This is a genomic window from Polycladospora coralii (assembly GCF_014773435.2).
GTDB lineage: Bacteria > Bacillota > Bacilli > Thermoactinomycetales > Thermoactinomycetaceae > Polycladospora > Polycladospora coralii.
In genome coordinates this window covers 360,972-375,675 of the sequence record NZ_JACXAG020000001.1, presented here as the reverse complement: position 1 = coordinate 375,675, position 14,704 = coordinate 360,972, and the positions used below count along the sequence as shown (strand labels likewise).

At 39.8% G+C, this 14,704-nt stretch carries 12 protein-coding genes and 1 other annotated feature; of the genes, 10 read left to right on the top strand and 2 right to left on the bottom strand.

Features of this window, described 5'->3' with window-relative positions:
• The first annotated feature begins 83 nt into the window (after positions 1–83).
• The 9 genes from hemL (at position 84) to IC619_RS01900 (ending at position 11,778) form a co-directional block, all read left to right on the top strand.
• A complete protein-coding gene (gene hemL, locus IC619_RS01940; RefSeq protein WP_191138430.1) occupies positions 84–1,370 on the top strand; it encodes a glutamate-1-semialdehyde 2,1-aminomutase in 1,287 nt (428 codons plus the stop codon).
• A 239-nt stretch (positions 1,371–1,609) separates the two neighbouring features.
• The gene (locus IC619_RS01935) at positions 1,610–2,701 is read left to right on the top strand and encodes a LysM peptidoglycan-binding domain-containing protein (RefSeq protein ID WP_191138429.1); all 1,092 of its coding nucleotides are present in this window, start codon (positions 1,610–1,612) and stop codon (positions 2,699–2,701) included.
• A gap of 21 nt (positions 2,702–2,722) precedes the next feature.
• Complete coding sequence (locus IC619_RS01930; RefSeq protein ID WP_191138428.1) at positions 2,723–3,763, top strand: phosphotransferase; 1,041 nt, start codon at positions 2,723–2,725, stop codon at positions 3,761–3,763.
• Positions 3,764–4,251: 488 nt separating this feature from the next.
• A complete protein-coding gene (locus IC619_RS01925; RefSeq protein WP_191138427.1) occupies positions 4,252–4,410 on the top strand; it encodes a hypothetical protein in 159 nt (52 codons plus the stop codon).
• 55 nt (positions 4,411–4,465) lie between these two features.
• Positions 4,466–4,698 (top strand) — a binding site (T-box leader).
• Between the two features lie 37 nt (positions 4,699–4,735).
• Complete coding sequence (locus IC619_RS01920) at positions 4,736–7,381, top strand: valine--tRNA ligase (RefSeq protein WP_191138426.1); 2,646 nt, start codon at positions 4,736–4,738, stop codon at positions 7,379–7,381.
• 64 nt (positions 7,382–7,445) lie between these two features.
• Positions 7,446–8,765, top strand: coding sequence for a bifunctional folylpolyglutamate synthase/dihydrofolate synthase (locus IC619_RS01915; RefSeq protein ID WP_191138425.1), 1,320 nt, complete (start codon positions 7,446–7,448; stop codon positions 8,763–8,765).
• A 181-nt stretch (positions 8,766–8,946) separates the two neighbouring features.
• Complete coding sequence (murC, locus tag IC619_RS01910) at positions 8,947–10,323, top strand: UDP-N-acetylmuramate--L-alanine ligase (protein ID WP_191138424.1); 1,377 nt, start codon at positions 8,947–8,949, stop codon at positions 10,321–10,323.
• Between the two features lie 86 nt (positions 10,324–10,409).
• Positions 10,410–11,039 carry a hypothetical protein gene (locus IC619_RS01905; RefSeq protein ID WP_191138423.1) on the top strand — a complete coding sequence of 210 codons (630 nt, stop codon included), beginning with the start codon at positions 10,410–10,412 and terminating at the stop codon, positions 11,037–11,039.
• A 118-nt stretch (positions 11,040–11,157) separates the two neighbouring features.
• Positions 11,158–11,778, top strand: coding sequence for an SCO family protein (locus tag IC619_RS01900; RefSeq protein ID WP_191138422.1), 621 nt, complete (start codon positions 11,158–11,160; stop codon positions 11,776–11,778).
• A 42-nt stretch (positions 11,779–11,820) separates the two neighbouring features.
• Here IC619_RS01900 and IC619_RS01895 read toward each other — a convergent pair whose 3' ends face one another.
• On the bottom strand, positions 11,821–13,026 hold the full coding sequence (locus tag IC619_RS01895) for an ABC transporter permease (RefSeq protein ID WP_191138421.1): 1,206 nt from the start codon (positions 13,024–13,026) through the stop codon (positions 11,821–11,823).
• The gene (locus tag IC619_RS01890; protein WP_191138420.1) at positions 13,026–13,757 is read right to left on the bottom strand and encodes an ABC transporter ATP-binding protein; all 732 of its coding nucleotides are present in this window, start codon (positions 13,755–13,757) and stop codon (positions 13,026–13,028) included. Before IC619_RS01890 ends, IC619_RS01895 begins: the two co-directional genes overlap by 1 nt.
• Before the next feature lie 239 nt (positions 13,758–13,996).
• On the opposite strand from IC619_RS01890, the gene IC619_RS01885 reads away from it, so the two are divergent.
• Complete coding sequence (locus IC619_RS01885) at positions 13,997–14,689, top strand: prepilin peptidase (protein ID WP_191138419.1); 693 nt, start codon at positions 13,997–13,999, stop codon at positions 14,687–14,689.
• The last annotated feature ends 15 nt before the right edge of the window (positions 14,690–14,704 follow it).

Below are 14,704 nucleotides of genomic sequence, written 5' to 3'. Positions count from 1 at the left end.
TAGGTTTGACCGACAGGTCGTGGCGGAGCAGGCGCATGCAAAAGAGTCTATATCATAAACAAACGAATAGAAGAGGTGATCTCATGCATAAAGGATATGATCGGTCTATCGCTGATTATCAAGAAGCCATTAAATGGATACCGGGTGGAGTAAATAGTCCGGTTAGAGCTTTTAAGTCTGTTGAAATGAATCCCATTTTCATTGATCAGGGTATAGGTGCACATGTGATCGATGTTGATGGAAATACATATATTGACTACATCGGCTCTTGGGGCCCCTTAATTTTAGGGCATGCACATCCTAATGTGGTTGATGGTATAAAAAAAATAGTGGAAAAAGGAACGAGTTTTGGTGCGCCTACTGAAATAGAAACGGAAATGGCGCGGCTGGTTACCGAACGAATGCCTTCGGTTGATATTGTACGGATGGTCAATTCTGGAACAGAAGCAACAATGAGTGCATTAAGGTTGGCTAGAGCATATACGGGTCGAGATAAGATTTTAAAATTTGAAGGTAGCTATCATGGGCATTCTGATAGTTTATTGATTAAAGCAGGCTCTGGAGTAGCTACACTAGGTTTACCAGATAGTCCTGGCGTACCTGATAATACAGCTCAACATACCCTAACAGTGCCCTATAACGACTTAGAGAGTGTACAACTTGCTTTTTCCAAATTCGGCACGGAAATTGCTGCTGTTATATTAGAGCCTGTGGCTGGTAATATGGGTGTTGTGCCACCTGAGCCAGGATTTTTAGAAGGATTAAGAGAGATAACCACGCAATTTAAGAGCTTACTTATATTTGATGAGGTGATGACTGGTTTTCGTGTGGATTACTATTCTGCTCAAGGTAGATATGGCATTATCCCTGACTTAACTACCATGGGTAAGGTAATCGGGGGTGGTCTACCAGTGGGCGCTTATGGTGGCAAGCGTGAAATTATGGAGCAGATGGCACCAGATGGCCCAGTTTACCAAGCTGGAACGTTATCCGGTAATCCACTCGCCATGACGGCAGGCTATTTGACACTAACTGAGATGACACGTGAAGCTTATGATGATTTAGAAGAAAAAGGTGCTTATTTAGAAGCGGGTTTACGTAAAAATGCGCTGGAATTAGGTATTCCGCACCATATCAACCGGGTTGGATCGATGGTTTGTCTGTTTTTCACTGAGGAGAAAGTGACTAGCTATCAACAGGCTAGTCAAGCAGATAAAGGACGTTTTGCCAAATATTTTCGGAATCTACTTGCTCAAGGTATATTCATTCCTCCATCTCAATTTGAAGGCATGTTTATTTCAACTGCACATCAAAAAAAAGATCTGGATCGTACACTTGAAGCTAATCGTCTGGCACTCAAAAATTTGTAGTGAACTCGTCTCAGTCAAAGCTGAAACATCGTGGAATCAGGTGGAGATTGAAATCCCACTTATAGAAGTGGAGGTCTTCACCCCTCTCAAAAGATAAAGTAAAGCACCTACGCGCAATGACGTGTAGGTGCTTTTAAATTTCCGGTATAGTTATAACTTCAAGTCCATTGCATATAAATCAGTAATGTCATAAACCGATGATTCACATTCGGAAATAACTAAAAAGGAGGGGTCTAGTCATGACTAACCAATTTAACCAACTCCGTTTTGACATTTCTGAAAAAGTAAGGCTTCATCCACAGCAGATCGGTATTGGTAGCTTGTTAGAACTAGATCTATATCCAGATGTTGAGATAAAAGATGAAGGACAGCATCTGAAAATTGAAGGATATCTACGGTTAAACGGAAGTTACTTGGGTAATGAACAGGAAAGATTGGAGCTACATACAGAGCGCCAATCCGAAACGCAATATGACATTGCTTATGTGATACCAGTAGAAATTACTTTACCGGCTGATAAAGCGATCTTAAAGCATGTTTCGGCTGAAGTAGAAACATTCGATTACACTGTTATTTCTCCATTTGAACTTCAAATTGAAGCCATTCTTATGATTGATGGTTTAATTCCGGAATCGTCTGATCATTCTGATCGCGAAGAAGAGATGTTACTTACCTCTAATCAAGACCCGCTGTTTAAAGGGGCACCAGCTGAACCTTCAGATGACATGCAGACAGAGGAACAAGAAGAAACCGTGCCATTCACTGTAGAAAAAATGGAGAACCATGAAAATGCAGAGAAAGAGGATGAACGGGTAGGCCATTCGGAAAGTGAAGTTGAAGTCGAAGAAGATCAAGAAATCTTTCAAAACAGAAACGAAGATCAACCGATCCAGGTGGAAATAGATGATAGCCAAGAAGGTGAACCCGCACCACCAAAGTCATTCATTCCACAAGAACCACATGCATTCTGGGAAGATCGTCAAAATTTTAGGCACGAAAGACAAATGCCTCATCGTGAAGATCAAACGCAGCATGTGGGGGCGGAGTTAGAAGCAGAAATAGAGGTAGAGTCGGATCTAGAAAATGAAACGATGAGTGAGCAAGAATCGAAACATGACTGGATTCAGTGGTTACTTCGTGAAGATGGAGAAGATTTTGCTCGTATGAAAATGGTGATCGCCCAAAAAGATGAGACTGTACAAGAGGTTGCTGAGCGGTATGGGTTATTGTCTCAAGAAATTATCAAATTAAATCAACTTCAATCTGAAGAACTGGAAAATGGACAAATTATAAAAATACCCAAAAATACGAGAGAAAACATTTCTTCGTGATTTGAAAGGAGGAGTTTCGATATGGAACAAGATGCCACACTTACAGAGGTCATTCACTTATATGGATGGCAACCGGAGCAAGTTTCCTTTCAAGGAAATGTTTGTAAAATTATTAATGAAGATGGCGTATATGCTTTAAAAAAGTCAAGGTCTTCACGTGAGAAATTACTAGTCTTGCATCGTCTGTTCCAAAAATTACAAGAAAATGGGTATGAACACTTACTACCTTGGATTCCCACACATAATGGTGAACCTGTAGCATCTGTAGAGTCCGTGAATTGGTATGCAACACCTTGGAAAGAGCCTGATGCTGATTTTCCCAATACGGACATTGTGCGTGGATTAGCCGAATTTCATCATGAGGCTGAACCGCTTATATCAGAATTTAGGGAATTGCGAACAAAAATTGGGAAAGAAGATCTAGAAGAGTGGAAATTAAAAAAAGATCAACTTGACTTATACCAAGAAAGTGCCAAAATGCGAGATTATCCTTCACCGTTTGACAAGGTGTATTTACGGGGATATGAGCAGCTACAAGAGCCTTATCAATTCTTTTTACGAGGAATGGAAAAGTTCGTTGATGTGACATCAGGAAAACCACCGCGGTATACAATATGCCATACTCGTATTCATCCTTCTAACATCTTGTCGTACGAGAATGGTTTTTCGTTTATTGACTTTGACAATGTACGTATTGATACGCCCGTACGTGACTTAGCAACGTATATGCGTAGATATATACGTGACCAAGGGGATCAAGAACACCCCAGTGAGATTTTAGAAGCTTATGAAGAAAAAAACAAATTACAAGGAACTGAAAAGCGTTTACTTGCATTGTATCTGGCTTATCCGGAGCGGTTAATGAAATATGCAAATCGTTATTATGAAACACCTAGTTATTTTTCTTCAGAAGCAGATGCGACGCATAAACTAGAAGCAGAATTATGGCATTTTGAACAATTGTGGGATTTTGCCAGACGATTATGGCAATCGACTAAGAAAAAAAGTACGCCCCCTAAGTCAGAGAGCAAAGCGAGAATCAAAAAAATTCTAAAAAGATAATGGAATGTGCAAAGCCTACTCAATCCGTCTGTTTTTACAGTCTAAGAGTAGGCTGATTTGTTTTCGTAAACAATAATGAATACCTTGAGTGGGTAGCCCAAGTAATAGTACCCACATAATCACTTGATTCATATGACATCCCTTCTTCCACTTTATAAAATATGGTACGAGTAAAACCTTTTTCCTTTAGTCAAATATTATGCACAACTACATAAAAAAGTTTGGGATTTGTGTTTGGGCGAAAGTACATGAAGAGTCAATATAAGACGATTCATATCAATCAAATTCATGTGCTCGCAAAGATATAAGACTCGCTATCCGATTTATTTTTTGCTATTATGTTATCTAGATGTAAATGACTTACTGATCCATGATGATGGCATAATATTCTTAAATGGTACTAGACAGATGTGTACCAAAAGTGGAAAATAAGAATATGATAAAAGAGATATGCTTGAGGAGTTACAGTAAGGAAGGAGTTCGTACAATTGAACGTGGTAAAATCAGTCGTTCGGAAAACCTATCGCAGTGTTATGTTTCTGAGCTTTTTAAGTGTACTGCTATTAAGTACAGTCCTACTCTTAGCTTTTTTAGCGAATCCACAAGAAATGTATAATACCATTCAGTCGATTTTTGGTATCCAATAAGTTTGACTTTTACTAGGCAATCATTGTAATATAATAAAAATAATTATTTACGTAGAAAATGGCAAGGAATGGGAAAAGTATGTGATGTACGCCATACAGAGAGAGGGATCAAGTGCTGGAAGATCCCTCATGGAGAATCACAGAAAAGTCACCCAGGAGCTGTTCGACTGAAGGCGCCAAGAGCTAGTAAGCGAGCCGGAACCAAACCGTTATTTGGGAAGAGTGCACAAATGGAAGCCTTAATTTGTGAACAAAGGTGGTACCGCGAACAAACCTTTCGTCCTTTGCTGACGGAAGGTTTTTTATAATGGAAAGGAAGAGAGAAATGGAAAATCAACAAATGTCGTCATCATACGATCCTAAGCAAGTAGAAGAAAGCTTGTACCAATTTTGGCTAGAAGGAGGTTACTTTGAATCAGGAAAACAACCAGATCGAGAAACCTATACCATTGTCATTCCTCCCCCTAATGTTACAGGTAATTTACATATTGGTCATGCATTTGACACCACACTACAAGACATTTTAATACGTTTTAAACGTATGCAGGGATATGATACGTTATACCTCCCAGGAATGGATCATGCCGGAATTGCAACCCAAACCAAAGTAGAATTGAAACTGCGTGAGGAAGGTATTTATCGTCGTGACATGGGGCGTGAAAATTTCGTTTCTGAGGTCTGGAAATGGAAAGATCAGTATGCCGCTAATATTAAACGTCAATGGAGCAAGGTTGGACTATCGCTCGATTACAGTAAAGAAAGATTTACCTTAGATGAAGGGTTGTCTAATGCGGTAAAGGAAGTGTTTATCCGCCTGTACGAAAAAGGGCTGATTTACCGGGGGAAATATATTATTAACTGGGACCCAGAAGCACGGACGGCATTATCCGATATCGAGGTCATCTATAAAGAGAAAAAAGGTGCACTTTATCACATGAATTATCCATTAGAAGATGGATCTGGTTATATACGTGTGGCGACGACGCGTCCAGAAACAATGCTAGGTGATACAGCTGTGGCTGTACATCCTGACGATGAACGTTATCAAGCACTTATTGGTAAAGCCGTTATCCTGCCCATTACAGGTAGAAAAATTCCGATCATAGCGGATTCTTATGTTGAAGCGGACTTTGGTAGTGGCGCAGTTAAAATTACACCGGCTCACGATCCGAATGACTTTGAAATGGGCAAACGTCATGATTTACCTCAAATTCTAATTATGGATGAAACAGGCACCATGAATGAAAATGCGATGTCTTATCAAGGATTAGACCGCTTTGCGTGTCGCAAACAAATCGTATCTGACCTACAAGCAACGGGTGTATTGGTTGAAATTGAGGAACATATGCACACCGTAGGGCATAGTGAACGGACAGATGCAGTGATTGAGCCCTATTTATCAACGCAGTGGTTTGTTGATATGAAGCCTTTGGCAGAGCAGGCTATTCAACAACAGAAAAGCAAAGATGCTGTACGTTTTGTTCCAGATCGTTTTGAAAAAACCTATCTGCATTGGATAGAAAATATTCGTGACTGGTGTATTTCACGTCAATTATGGTGGGGACATCAAATTCCAGCATGGCATTGCCTGGATTGCCAAGAAATAAACGTGGCCCGTATTGAACCAACCGCTTGTACGAAGTGCGGTTGTAAACAGTTAAAGCAAGACGAAGATGTTTTAGACACTTGGTTTAGTTCAGCTTTGTGGCCTTTTGCTACACTGGGATGGCCAGAGCATACAGAGGACTTTGAGCGTTTTTTCCGAACGAATGTGTTGGTAACCGGATTTGATATTATTAATTTCTGGGTAGCACGCATGATTTTCACCTCGCTTGAGTTTACAAATGATATTCCATTTGATGATGTATTCATTCATGGGCTTGTGCGCGATGAAAATGGACTCAAAATGTCAAAGTCGCTCAATAATGGGATCGACCCGATGGATGTAATTGAAAAATATGGTGCTGATGCCATGCGCTTTATGCTTGCTACAGGTTCATCCCCAGGAAATGATCTTCGTTTCCGTTGGGAACGGGTAGAATCAGCTCGTCACTTTGCCAACAAAATTTGGAATGCGGCCCGCTTTGCCTTAATGCATTTGGAGGACGTAAACCAAGCGGACTTGATCATGACAAACCATTTATCAACAGCGGATCGCTGGATTTTACATCGTCTAAATGAGACCATTGCAGATGTGACACGGTTATTTGATCGCTATGAATTTGGTGAAGCCGGGCGTATCTTATACAACTTTATGTGGGAATCATTCTGTGATTGGTATATTGAGTTTGCAAAGTTACCGTTATATGGAGATGACGTTGAACAAAAGCGAACGACTCAAGCTGTTCTTTCACATGTCCTTGATCAGTGTTTGCGATTGCTCCACCCGATGATGCCTTTTATTACAGAAGAAATTTGGCGTCATTTGCCAATTGAAGGAGAAAGTATTACAATAGCTACTTGGCCTGAAGTTAACGAAGCATTTACCTCACTTGATGCGCAGCAAGAAATGGGTGTTTTGATTGAGTTGATTCGAGCAGTTCGTAATATACGCGCTGAAATGGAAGTGCCTCCCAAGCAAGGGATCACGTTGCAGATACGATCAGATGAAACCACGCACACCATCTTATTGAAAAATAAAGATGCGATTTGCCGTCTATGTGGTGTCGATCAATTTTTAGTTGATCAACACTTGATTCGTCCTGAGAAATCGATGACAACCGTGATAACAGGGGCAGAATTGTTCTTGCCGTTAGCCGGTTTGGTTGATTTAGAACAAACAGTTACCAAATTGCAACGTGAACTAAAAAAATTAGATGCTGAAGTAATACGGGTAGAAAAGAAATTATCTAACCCTGGATTTATGGCGAAAGCGCCAGAAACAGTGGTTGAAGAAGAACGACAAAAAGGCGAAGCATATAAAGAAAAGCGCGAAAAAGTAAAAGCTCGACTCAAAGAAATACAATCATAATGGGAGGGGGGCGACTAAACGCCCCTTTACCACGATCTCGTCTGTTTATAAAAAGGTGATGATGATGCAAACTGTAGCAGATGTTTTTCAATGGATGGATATAACATGCTCTAATCAGATTAAACCGGGCTTAGAACGTATGGACTGGATGCTTGCACAATTAGGAAATCCCCAACATCGTAGTAAATTTATTCATATTGCTGGGACGAATGGGAAAGGGTCAACCGCCAAGATGATTGCTTCTGTGTTGGAGGAAGCAAAGTATGCTGTCGGTTTGTTCGTCTCTCCTGCTATTGTTAACTGGAATGAGCGGATTCAAGTGAATCAAACCCCGATTTCAGAATCCTCTTTTGTCTACTGGGCTAATCACTTACGTCCCTATATAGAAGAAATGAAAAACTTGGCATTGGGCACAGTGTCACAATTCGAATTTTGGACATTAATCGCACTCGTCTATTTTGCTTATGAGGCCTGTCCGGGGTTTGTGGTTTGGGAGACTGGGCTAGGTGGTAGGCTAGACGCTACAAATGTCGTTCACCCCTTAATATCGGTCATCACACATATTGGCTGGGATCATCAGCTCTACTTAGGTGAATCAATCTCAGAAATCGCATCTGAAAAAGCAGGCATAATTAAAGCCGGGGTACCTGTCGTCTGCGGTAGCCATCATACAGAAGCCTTAGCTGTTGTGCAAAAAAAATCGAAACAAAAGAAAAGTAACCTATATGTAATCGATCAAGCGTATAATATAAATGTGACGAAAGAGTCTGGTGATGGACAAATGTTTGATTTTCATTCCGTGTACCGCTCACTCCCAGACTTGTTTATACCTCTTGTCGGAAAACATCAACTTGATAATGCGGGTACTGCACTGATGACCCTTGAGATTCTGCGTTTACAATATGCTACGATAATTGATGATGTAGATATTAAGAACGGATTAACCAAATCGGTTTGGCCTGCACGTTTAGAGAAAATAGCTACTCGTCCGATTGTTCTACTTGACGGTGCACATAATCTAACTGGATTTCAGGCGCTTAGCCAAACGATAGCAGAATTGTATCATTATAATCGTTTATATTTGGTAATCGCTATGATGGCCGATAAAGACATTGAACATATCCTCACGCCAATGAAACCACTCATTGATTTTGTCATTGCTACTGAAGTGACCGGAATGGAGCGCTCTCTGTCCAGTACAGGCTTAGCGGATCGTATGTCGTCCCTCATACATAAAGATCAGATTTCAATCGTGAATCAACCTGTTAAAGCCTTACAAGAAGCCATGAATCGAGCAGACGAAAACGACTTAATTTTATGTACGGGTTCATTATATTTCGTATCTGAAATACGACAACATTTAAAACGGTATTCTACAGCATAAAGGGACTTGGATCAGTTGTGTCGATTCGCCCAAATGAGGAAGTGTGTTTTATGCGGAAATGCCTCGTAGTCAAAACTTGGAACACCTTGTCTGACCGAAAGGGCGTTTTGGTGAAAGTGCATAAAGAGTAAAATACATGATGATTACAAACGTTTGATTAAAAAGAAAGGCTGTGACCTAGGTGGACAAAAAACATGTGCACTTTATTGGAATTGGTGGGTATGGAATGAGTGCAATTGCACGCGTTCTGTTAGACTTAGGAATGAAAGTATCAGGTTCAGATGTGGCGGAGAATGTACTTGTACAAAAATTAATGGAACGTGGAGCACAAGTTACAATCGGTCATCATCAATCAAATATTGAGGGTGCCGATATTGTGGTTTACTCTTCAAGCATTGATCCTGAAAATGTGGAAATTGTTGCCGCTCGGTCAAATGATATAGAAGTATTACATCGCTCTCAGATGTTGGCACGCTTATTAAATAATCAAATTGGAATTGCAGTAGCAGGAGCACATGGAAAGACGACAACATCGTCTATGATTGCTCAAACAATGGAAATTTGTGGCGCTGATCCGACGTATATTATCGGAGGAGAAGTAATTGGTCTGAAGGGAAATGCCAAAGCTGGAAAAAGTAAATACGTGGTTGCGGAAGCAGATGAAAGCGATGGTACTTTCTTGGAGTACTTCCCCCATTATGCGATTGTAACCAATATTGAACCTGATCATTTAGAGAATTATGGCGGTGACTTTGAGAATTTAAAGAAAGCCTACCGTGAGTTTTTAAGCCAAGTTAGAACAGAAGGAACAGCGATTTTATGTTGGGATGACGCTTATGTTCGTGATATGGCTGAAGAAGTGCGAGGCAACTATATTACATATGGAATTGATCACCCAGCAGATTATAGGGCTACTGAAATTCAAGAAAAATACCGTGAAGTTTCCTTTACGGTAATGAAAGATGAGCAGAAACTGGGAGAAGTTCGTCTACAAACAAATGGGCGACATAATATCTCAAACGCACTTGCCGTTGTGGTCGTATGTCTTGAAATCGGTCTGCCATTTGCGGATATTGCGAGTAGCTTATATGAATTTCAGGGCTCGAAACGTCGCTTTCAGGTGATTGGTGAAGTGAATCAAGTTTTAGTGATTGATGATTATGCGCACCATCCTACGGAAATCAGAGCGACACTTAGTGGTGCTAAAGCACTAAATCGGCCCGTAAAAGTTGTATTTCAGCCGCAGCGTTATTCACGGACGCATCTTTTGATGGAAGAATTTAGTTGTGCTTTTCACGATGCGGATGAAGTTATGATTAATACGATTTATGCACCACCAGGTGAAAAGCCGATCCCAGGGGTTTCTTCAGAACGATTAACAGAGTTGATCCGTAAAAATAGTAATCATAACGCTAGATTTATCGGAACCAAAGAGGAATTAATCGAATATCTACGATCAGACCTACAACCAGGAGATGTTGTGATTACGATGGGGGCTGGCGATATCTGGCGTGTAGCCTATCAATTGGTAGAAGCGTTAAAAAAGCAAGGTGAATAAGCGATAACCCGTTCTAACTGAACGGGTTTTTTTTATCCATAAAGGATGATATACAGAACTAAGAATGCATGATGAGGAGGAGCAATATGCTATTTCACTATCATTTTTGGACGCCTTTGTTAGAAGAAACAGAACGATATTATGCTAGTCAAGGCTTTAAAACGCATTTAAGGATTGGGAAGTATAAGGGAGATTTTGTGACATTTAACCCACCCCTTACTTGGGATGATATCAGAGACAAAGAAATCCTATTTCGTATTATTGAGATGAGAAAAGGAATTGTAAATATTACATTTGGCTTCGGTAAAGAGATTATTTTTGATCACATCGGCTTTCTGGTTGAGCAAAGTGAGCATGATCAAATTTGTGAAAAAGCAATAAAAATGGAATGGAAAGTAAATATTGATGAGAGGCGAACATTTATTACCACACCCTATCAATTTAGAATAGAGCTTCAAACGCATCTTGATGTTATCGATTACAATCAGGATGAGATTTTAATTCAACAAATGGTTCTCAACACAAGACAAACTGGACTTGAGGAAGACTTAGCATTTCTATTTGGAAAGGATCAAAAATTGGAAATCCAAGTGCTGACAGAAAATCAACCTGTAACCATTAGAGAAGTAGTGATAACAGACCCGTGCATTCAAAACAGTCAAGATCCTAATGGCGTAAAAGTCATGCGTACGCTTAGAGGAAAACTTGCAACCTAACTCAATCATTACCTCCGAGGCTATTAAATTTCATTGCAAATTTGTGAAGTGAATCTCCTTTCCTTCCTGTTTGTGGTAGGCTAGATAAGGTCAAGATAAGAATAAGGAGGGATTGGACATGATGAGTAGAGTGGGGATGCTGTTGGTCACCGTGATGGTGGTGCTTACCGCTTGTCAAACACCAACCGAAAGTACACAACAAAATAATCCTAAGGTGAACAATGATGTTTCTGAGTTGAACTGGCAAGTACCAGCCTTTTCGTATACCAATCAAAATAATGAGCAAGTTACATTAGACGATTTAAAGGGGAAAGTTTGGCTTGCGGATTTCATTTTTACACATTGTCCCAATATATGCCCACCTATGACAGCCAACATGGCTAAAGTGCAAGAGACTGCGAACGAAAAAGGGTTAGATATCCAGATTGTTTCCTTTTCCGTTGACCCCAAAAATGATACACCAGAAGTTTTAGCCGCATACGGCAAGGAAAAACAGATCGATTTTAAAAACTGGGATTTTCTCACAGGGTATTCAGTAGAAGAGATTCAAAAATTTGGTAAAGAGGCATTTAAAGCGGGTATATCGCAACAACCAGGGCCATCAGAAGACATTCCGGTCCTAGTGAATCATCCACCTCAATTTTATCTGATTGATCAAACTGGGGCAGTGGTTACATTTTATAATGGGCTTGAACCTGACTACGATAAAATAGTCCAAGATATAAAAGCGCTACAATAGAGAAGGCAGGGGTGAGAGTGAACCCCTGCTTTTTGTATTTACTCACTGATGCAATTTACGAAATAAAATAAGTAACACGGTGATCAGTATGCCCCAAGCAATCGTGAGAAAACTGGCGAGAAACGAGTGTAAAATCCAACCGGAAATGATACCTAATAGCATTGTTTGTCCCCATAATAGGATGGCGTAAAACCAGCGAATATATTTTTTTCGGTCACGGGAATCAATCGGATACAACCTGTACCATACCGGATAAAAGCGCTGATCTGTAACCTGAGGAAGTTGCTCATAAGTCATCCATAACCCAATAAAGATGAGAACCAGATGTGCCCAAATTGAATCAATACCGATCATTAAAATAGATGTCCAAATGAGAAGACGGCCGATGATACTTATCATCTCACTTTTACGGACGAAATTTCGTATAAAGAGAAAGGTTAACGCATGTTGCGATGGGAAGAAGAAGTCAAGCATACGTACCCCTATTTTTCTTTCTTTTATTTCTACAGGTAATTGAGGCATATCTACGAACCAATTAGCAATACGATAATATTTAGCTAAAATAGACTGTTCTTGCTTGGCAAAGAAGCTCCAGGGAAGAGGGTAACTAGGTGCTTGCTTTTTTAGGAATAAAAGGAGTGCAAACATTCCCATAAAACCTATACCAAACCAAATCCAATAGAGTTTAAATATCGTGAGACTGCAGAAGACATTTATCATCCATCGTATCATCACGACGGTGCGTAGCCATTTTGTAGATCGAATGGGCTTAAGTAGAGCTTCCCACCAGGCCATGTAGCCATTTAGCGTTTGTAATAAGCATAATAACATGATCATAAGAAGAAAGGTTTGAAAGTTACTAATATGTAATTGGACGAAAGGATAGACCAAAAAAAGAAAAAGGAGTAAATGTAGATTGTGAACGATGATACTATAGCGAATACTAGCGCGAAAATATCCTTTCATTTCAGATTCTAATGGTAATAAGTACGTTAAATCAGCAGTTTTAATCCAAGTGCGTAGCCGATTTGATGTTAGAAAAAATGAACTGATCCATGCAATGATGATCCATGTCGGGAAGGACGTAGGTAGCCATTCTAATAGAGAGGAGTACCCCATATACAGAAGGATGAAAAAAGCGCCGATGACGAGTGGCGTGCCACCCCCTTGAGCAACCATTGTGACGATACGCATCGCCTTTAAATAAGATTTATCTTTACGTTCTTCAAATAATGGGGCTGTATGCATTATGTATCACTTCCTGCTGTCTCAATAAATAAATCTTCTAATGTCGCATGTGGACGATTTGCTTGTTTCCTCATCTCTGTTAAGCTGCCATGTAATTGAATATGTCCTTCATGCAACAGTAAGAAACGATCACAATATTTTTCTGCCATTTCGAGAATATGTGTGGACATTAGAATCGCCATACCTTGATTTTTACCCGATTGAAGTAAGTCGAGTAGAGCTTGAATAGCTAGCGGATCAAGACCTACAAATGGTTCGTCAATAATTAAAACGGAAGGTTGAACTAAGAAAGCGGACATGATCATAATTTTTTGCTGCATCCCTTTGGAAAAAGTTCCAGGAAACCATTTTCTAGCTTTTTTCATCCTGAAAGCTTCTAATAAATCTTCTGTACGTTGCTTCGCTACCTGTGGATCAAGGCGGTAAGCTTTAGTGGTTAGCTGTAAATGTTCATCTAATGTGAGTTCCTCATAGAATTGAGGGATTTCAGGAATATAAGAAATTTTAGAGCGGAAATCTGTAGGATCTTGTTCCAGTGTTTTTCCATTAATCTGGACGGTTCCTTGGTGGGGGTGAAGGAGACCGAGTATATTTTTAATCGTCGTACTTTTACCCGCACCGTTTAATCCGATTAAGCCAACCATCTCGGATGGCTGTACTTCGAAAGAAATATTATGAATGACCGGATGGCTCCGTGCATAACCACCACTTAAGTTTTCAACTTGTAACATGATTATACTCCTCTATTTACAAATGATATAATTTAAAATTATGCTATCTTATTTATATGTATTTGTCTAGTTTGCAGGGTGTATGCTTCTTCTTGCATATAAATCAAAACATCCAAGAAAACAAGTAGATTTTATGTAATTTTTAGAATATGATGAGGGTATTCAATGGGTTTTATTCATCCAAATACACGACACTTCATATGAAAAATGATGTAAATCGACACCTCAGAGATAGCGTGATGAAAAGTGATGTGGATAAAATTATGGATAGCTTAATGGTCTATATTAGTGTTACCATAATGGGGATAGGTGCATACTATACACCTCCTATAGCTACATGGATATGCGATAAACGTTATGATGAAAATAGGAAAGAAGTAGGTGAAAAATGGCTTGGGCGATGGATATCACTTCTGATTGGGAGTAGCATGGCTTTCTTGCTCGTGCGTGAGGAAAAGTGGGGTTTATTTCTTCTGCTGAACTTTATACTGATCTGGCTTACGCTCATTCTGATATGGACTGATTTACGATCTAGGAGAATACCAAACCTGATCACTTATCCGGGAATCGTACTTTTTGCTGGCTATCGCATGCTATATGATTTTCATCATTTCATCGATTACTTCTTAGTATTTTCCATTACGTTTGGACTTCTTTATGTCATCTGTCGGGTAACGAATGGTCTTGGGGTTGGTGATGCGAAGTTGCTCGCAATGGCATCTTGGATATTGGGCTTAAAAGGCATATGGTTGGCTTTTTGGATGGGTTCGTGTTTGGCGCTTATCTATTGGTGTGTACGTTATCTATTAAAGAATCCGATTCCCAAAATGGAGCGGATTGCATTTGCACCTTTTTTAAGTATAGGCATTTGGTTAACATTATTGGAAAAAGATTTACTTTGGGATAGGTACATTTCATGGTTTCATTTCTGAAGTGTGAGGGAGGAG

Excerpts from the sequence above, each read along its gene's own strand:
- IC619_RS01930 (WP_191138428.1), top strand. The coding sequence starts at position 2,723 with ATGGAACAAGATGCCACACTTACAGAGGTCATTCACTTATATGGATGG.
- hemL (WP_191138430.1), top strand. The coding sequence starts at position 84 with ATGCATAAAGGATATGATCGGTCTATCGCTGATTATCAAGAAGCCATT.
- IC619_RS01920 (WP_191138426.1), top strand. The coding sequence starts at position 4,736 with ATGGAAAATCAACAAATGTCGTCATCATACGATCCTAAGCAAGTAGAA.
- IC619_RS01885 (WP_191138419.1), top strand. The coding sequence starts at position 13,997 with ATGAAAAGTGATGTGGATAAAATTATGGATAGCTTAATGGTCTATATT.
- IC619_RS01895 (WP_191138421.1), bottom strand. The coding sequence starts at position 13,026 with ATGCATACAGCCCCATTATTTGAAGAACGTAAAGATAAATCTTATTTA.
- IC619_RS01890 (WP_191138420.1), bottom strand. The coding sequence starts at position 13,757 with ATGTTACAAGTTGAAAACTTAAGTGGTGGTTATGCACGGAGCCATCCG.
- IC619_RS01900 (WP_191138422.1), top strand. The coding sequence starts at position 11,158 with ATGATGAGTAGAGTGGGGATGCTGTTGGTCACCGTGATGGTGGTGCTT.
- IC619_RS01935 (WP_191138429.1), top strand. The coding sequence starts at position 1,610 with ATGACTAACCAATTTAACCAACTCCGTTTTGACATTTCTGAAAAAGTA.
- IC619_RS01905 (WP_191138423.1), top strand. The coding sequence starts at position 10,410 with ATGCTATTTCACTATCATTTTTGGACGCCTTTGTTAGAAGAAACAGAA.
- IC619_RS01915 (WP_191138425.1), top strand. The coding sequence starts at position 7,446 with ATGCAAACTGTAGCAGATGTTTTTCAATGGATGGATATAACATGCTCT.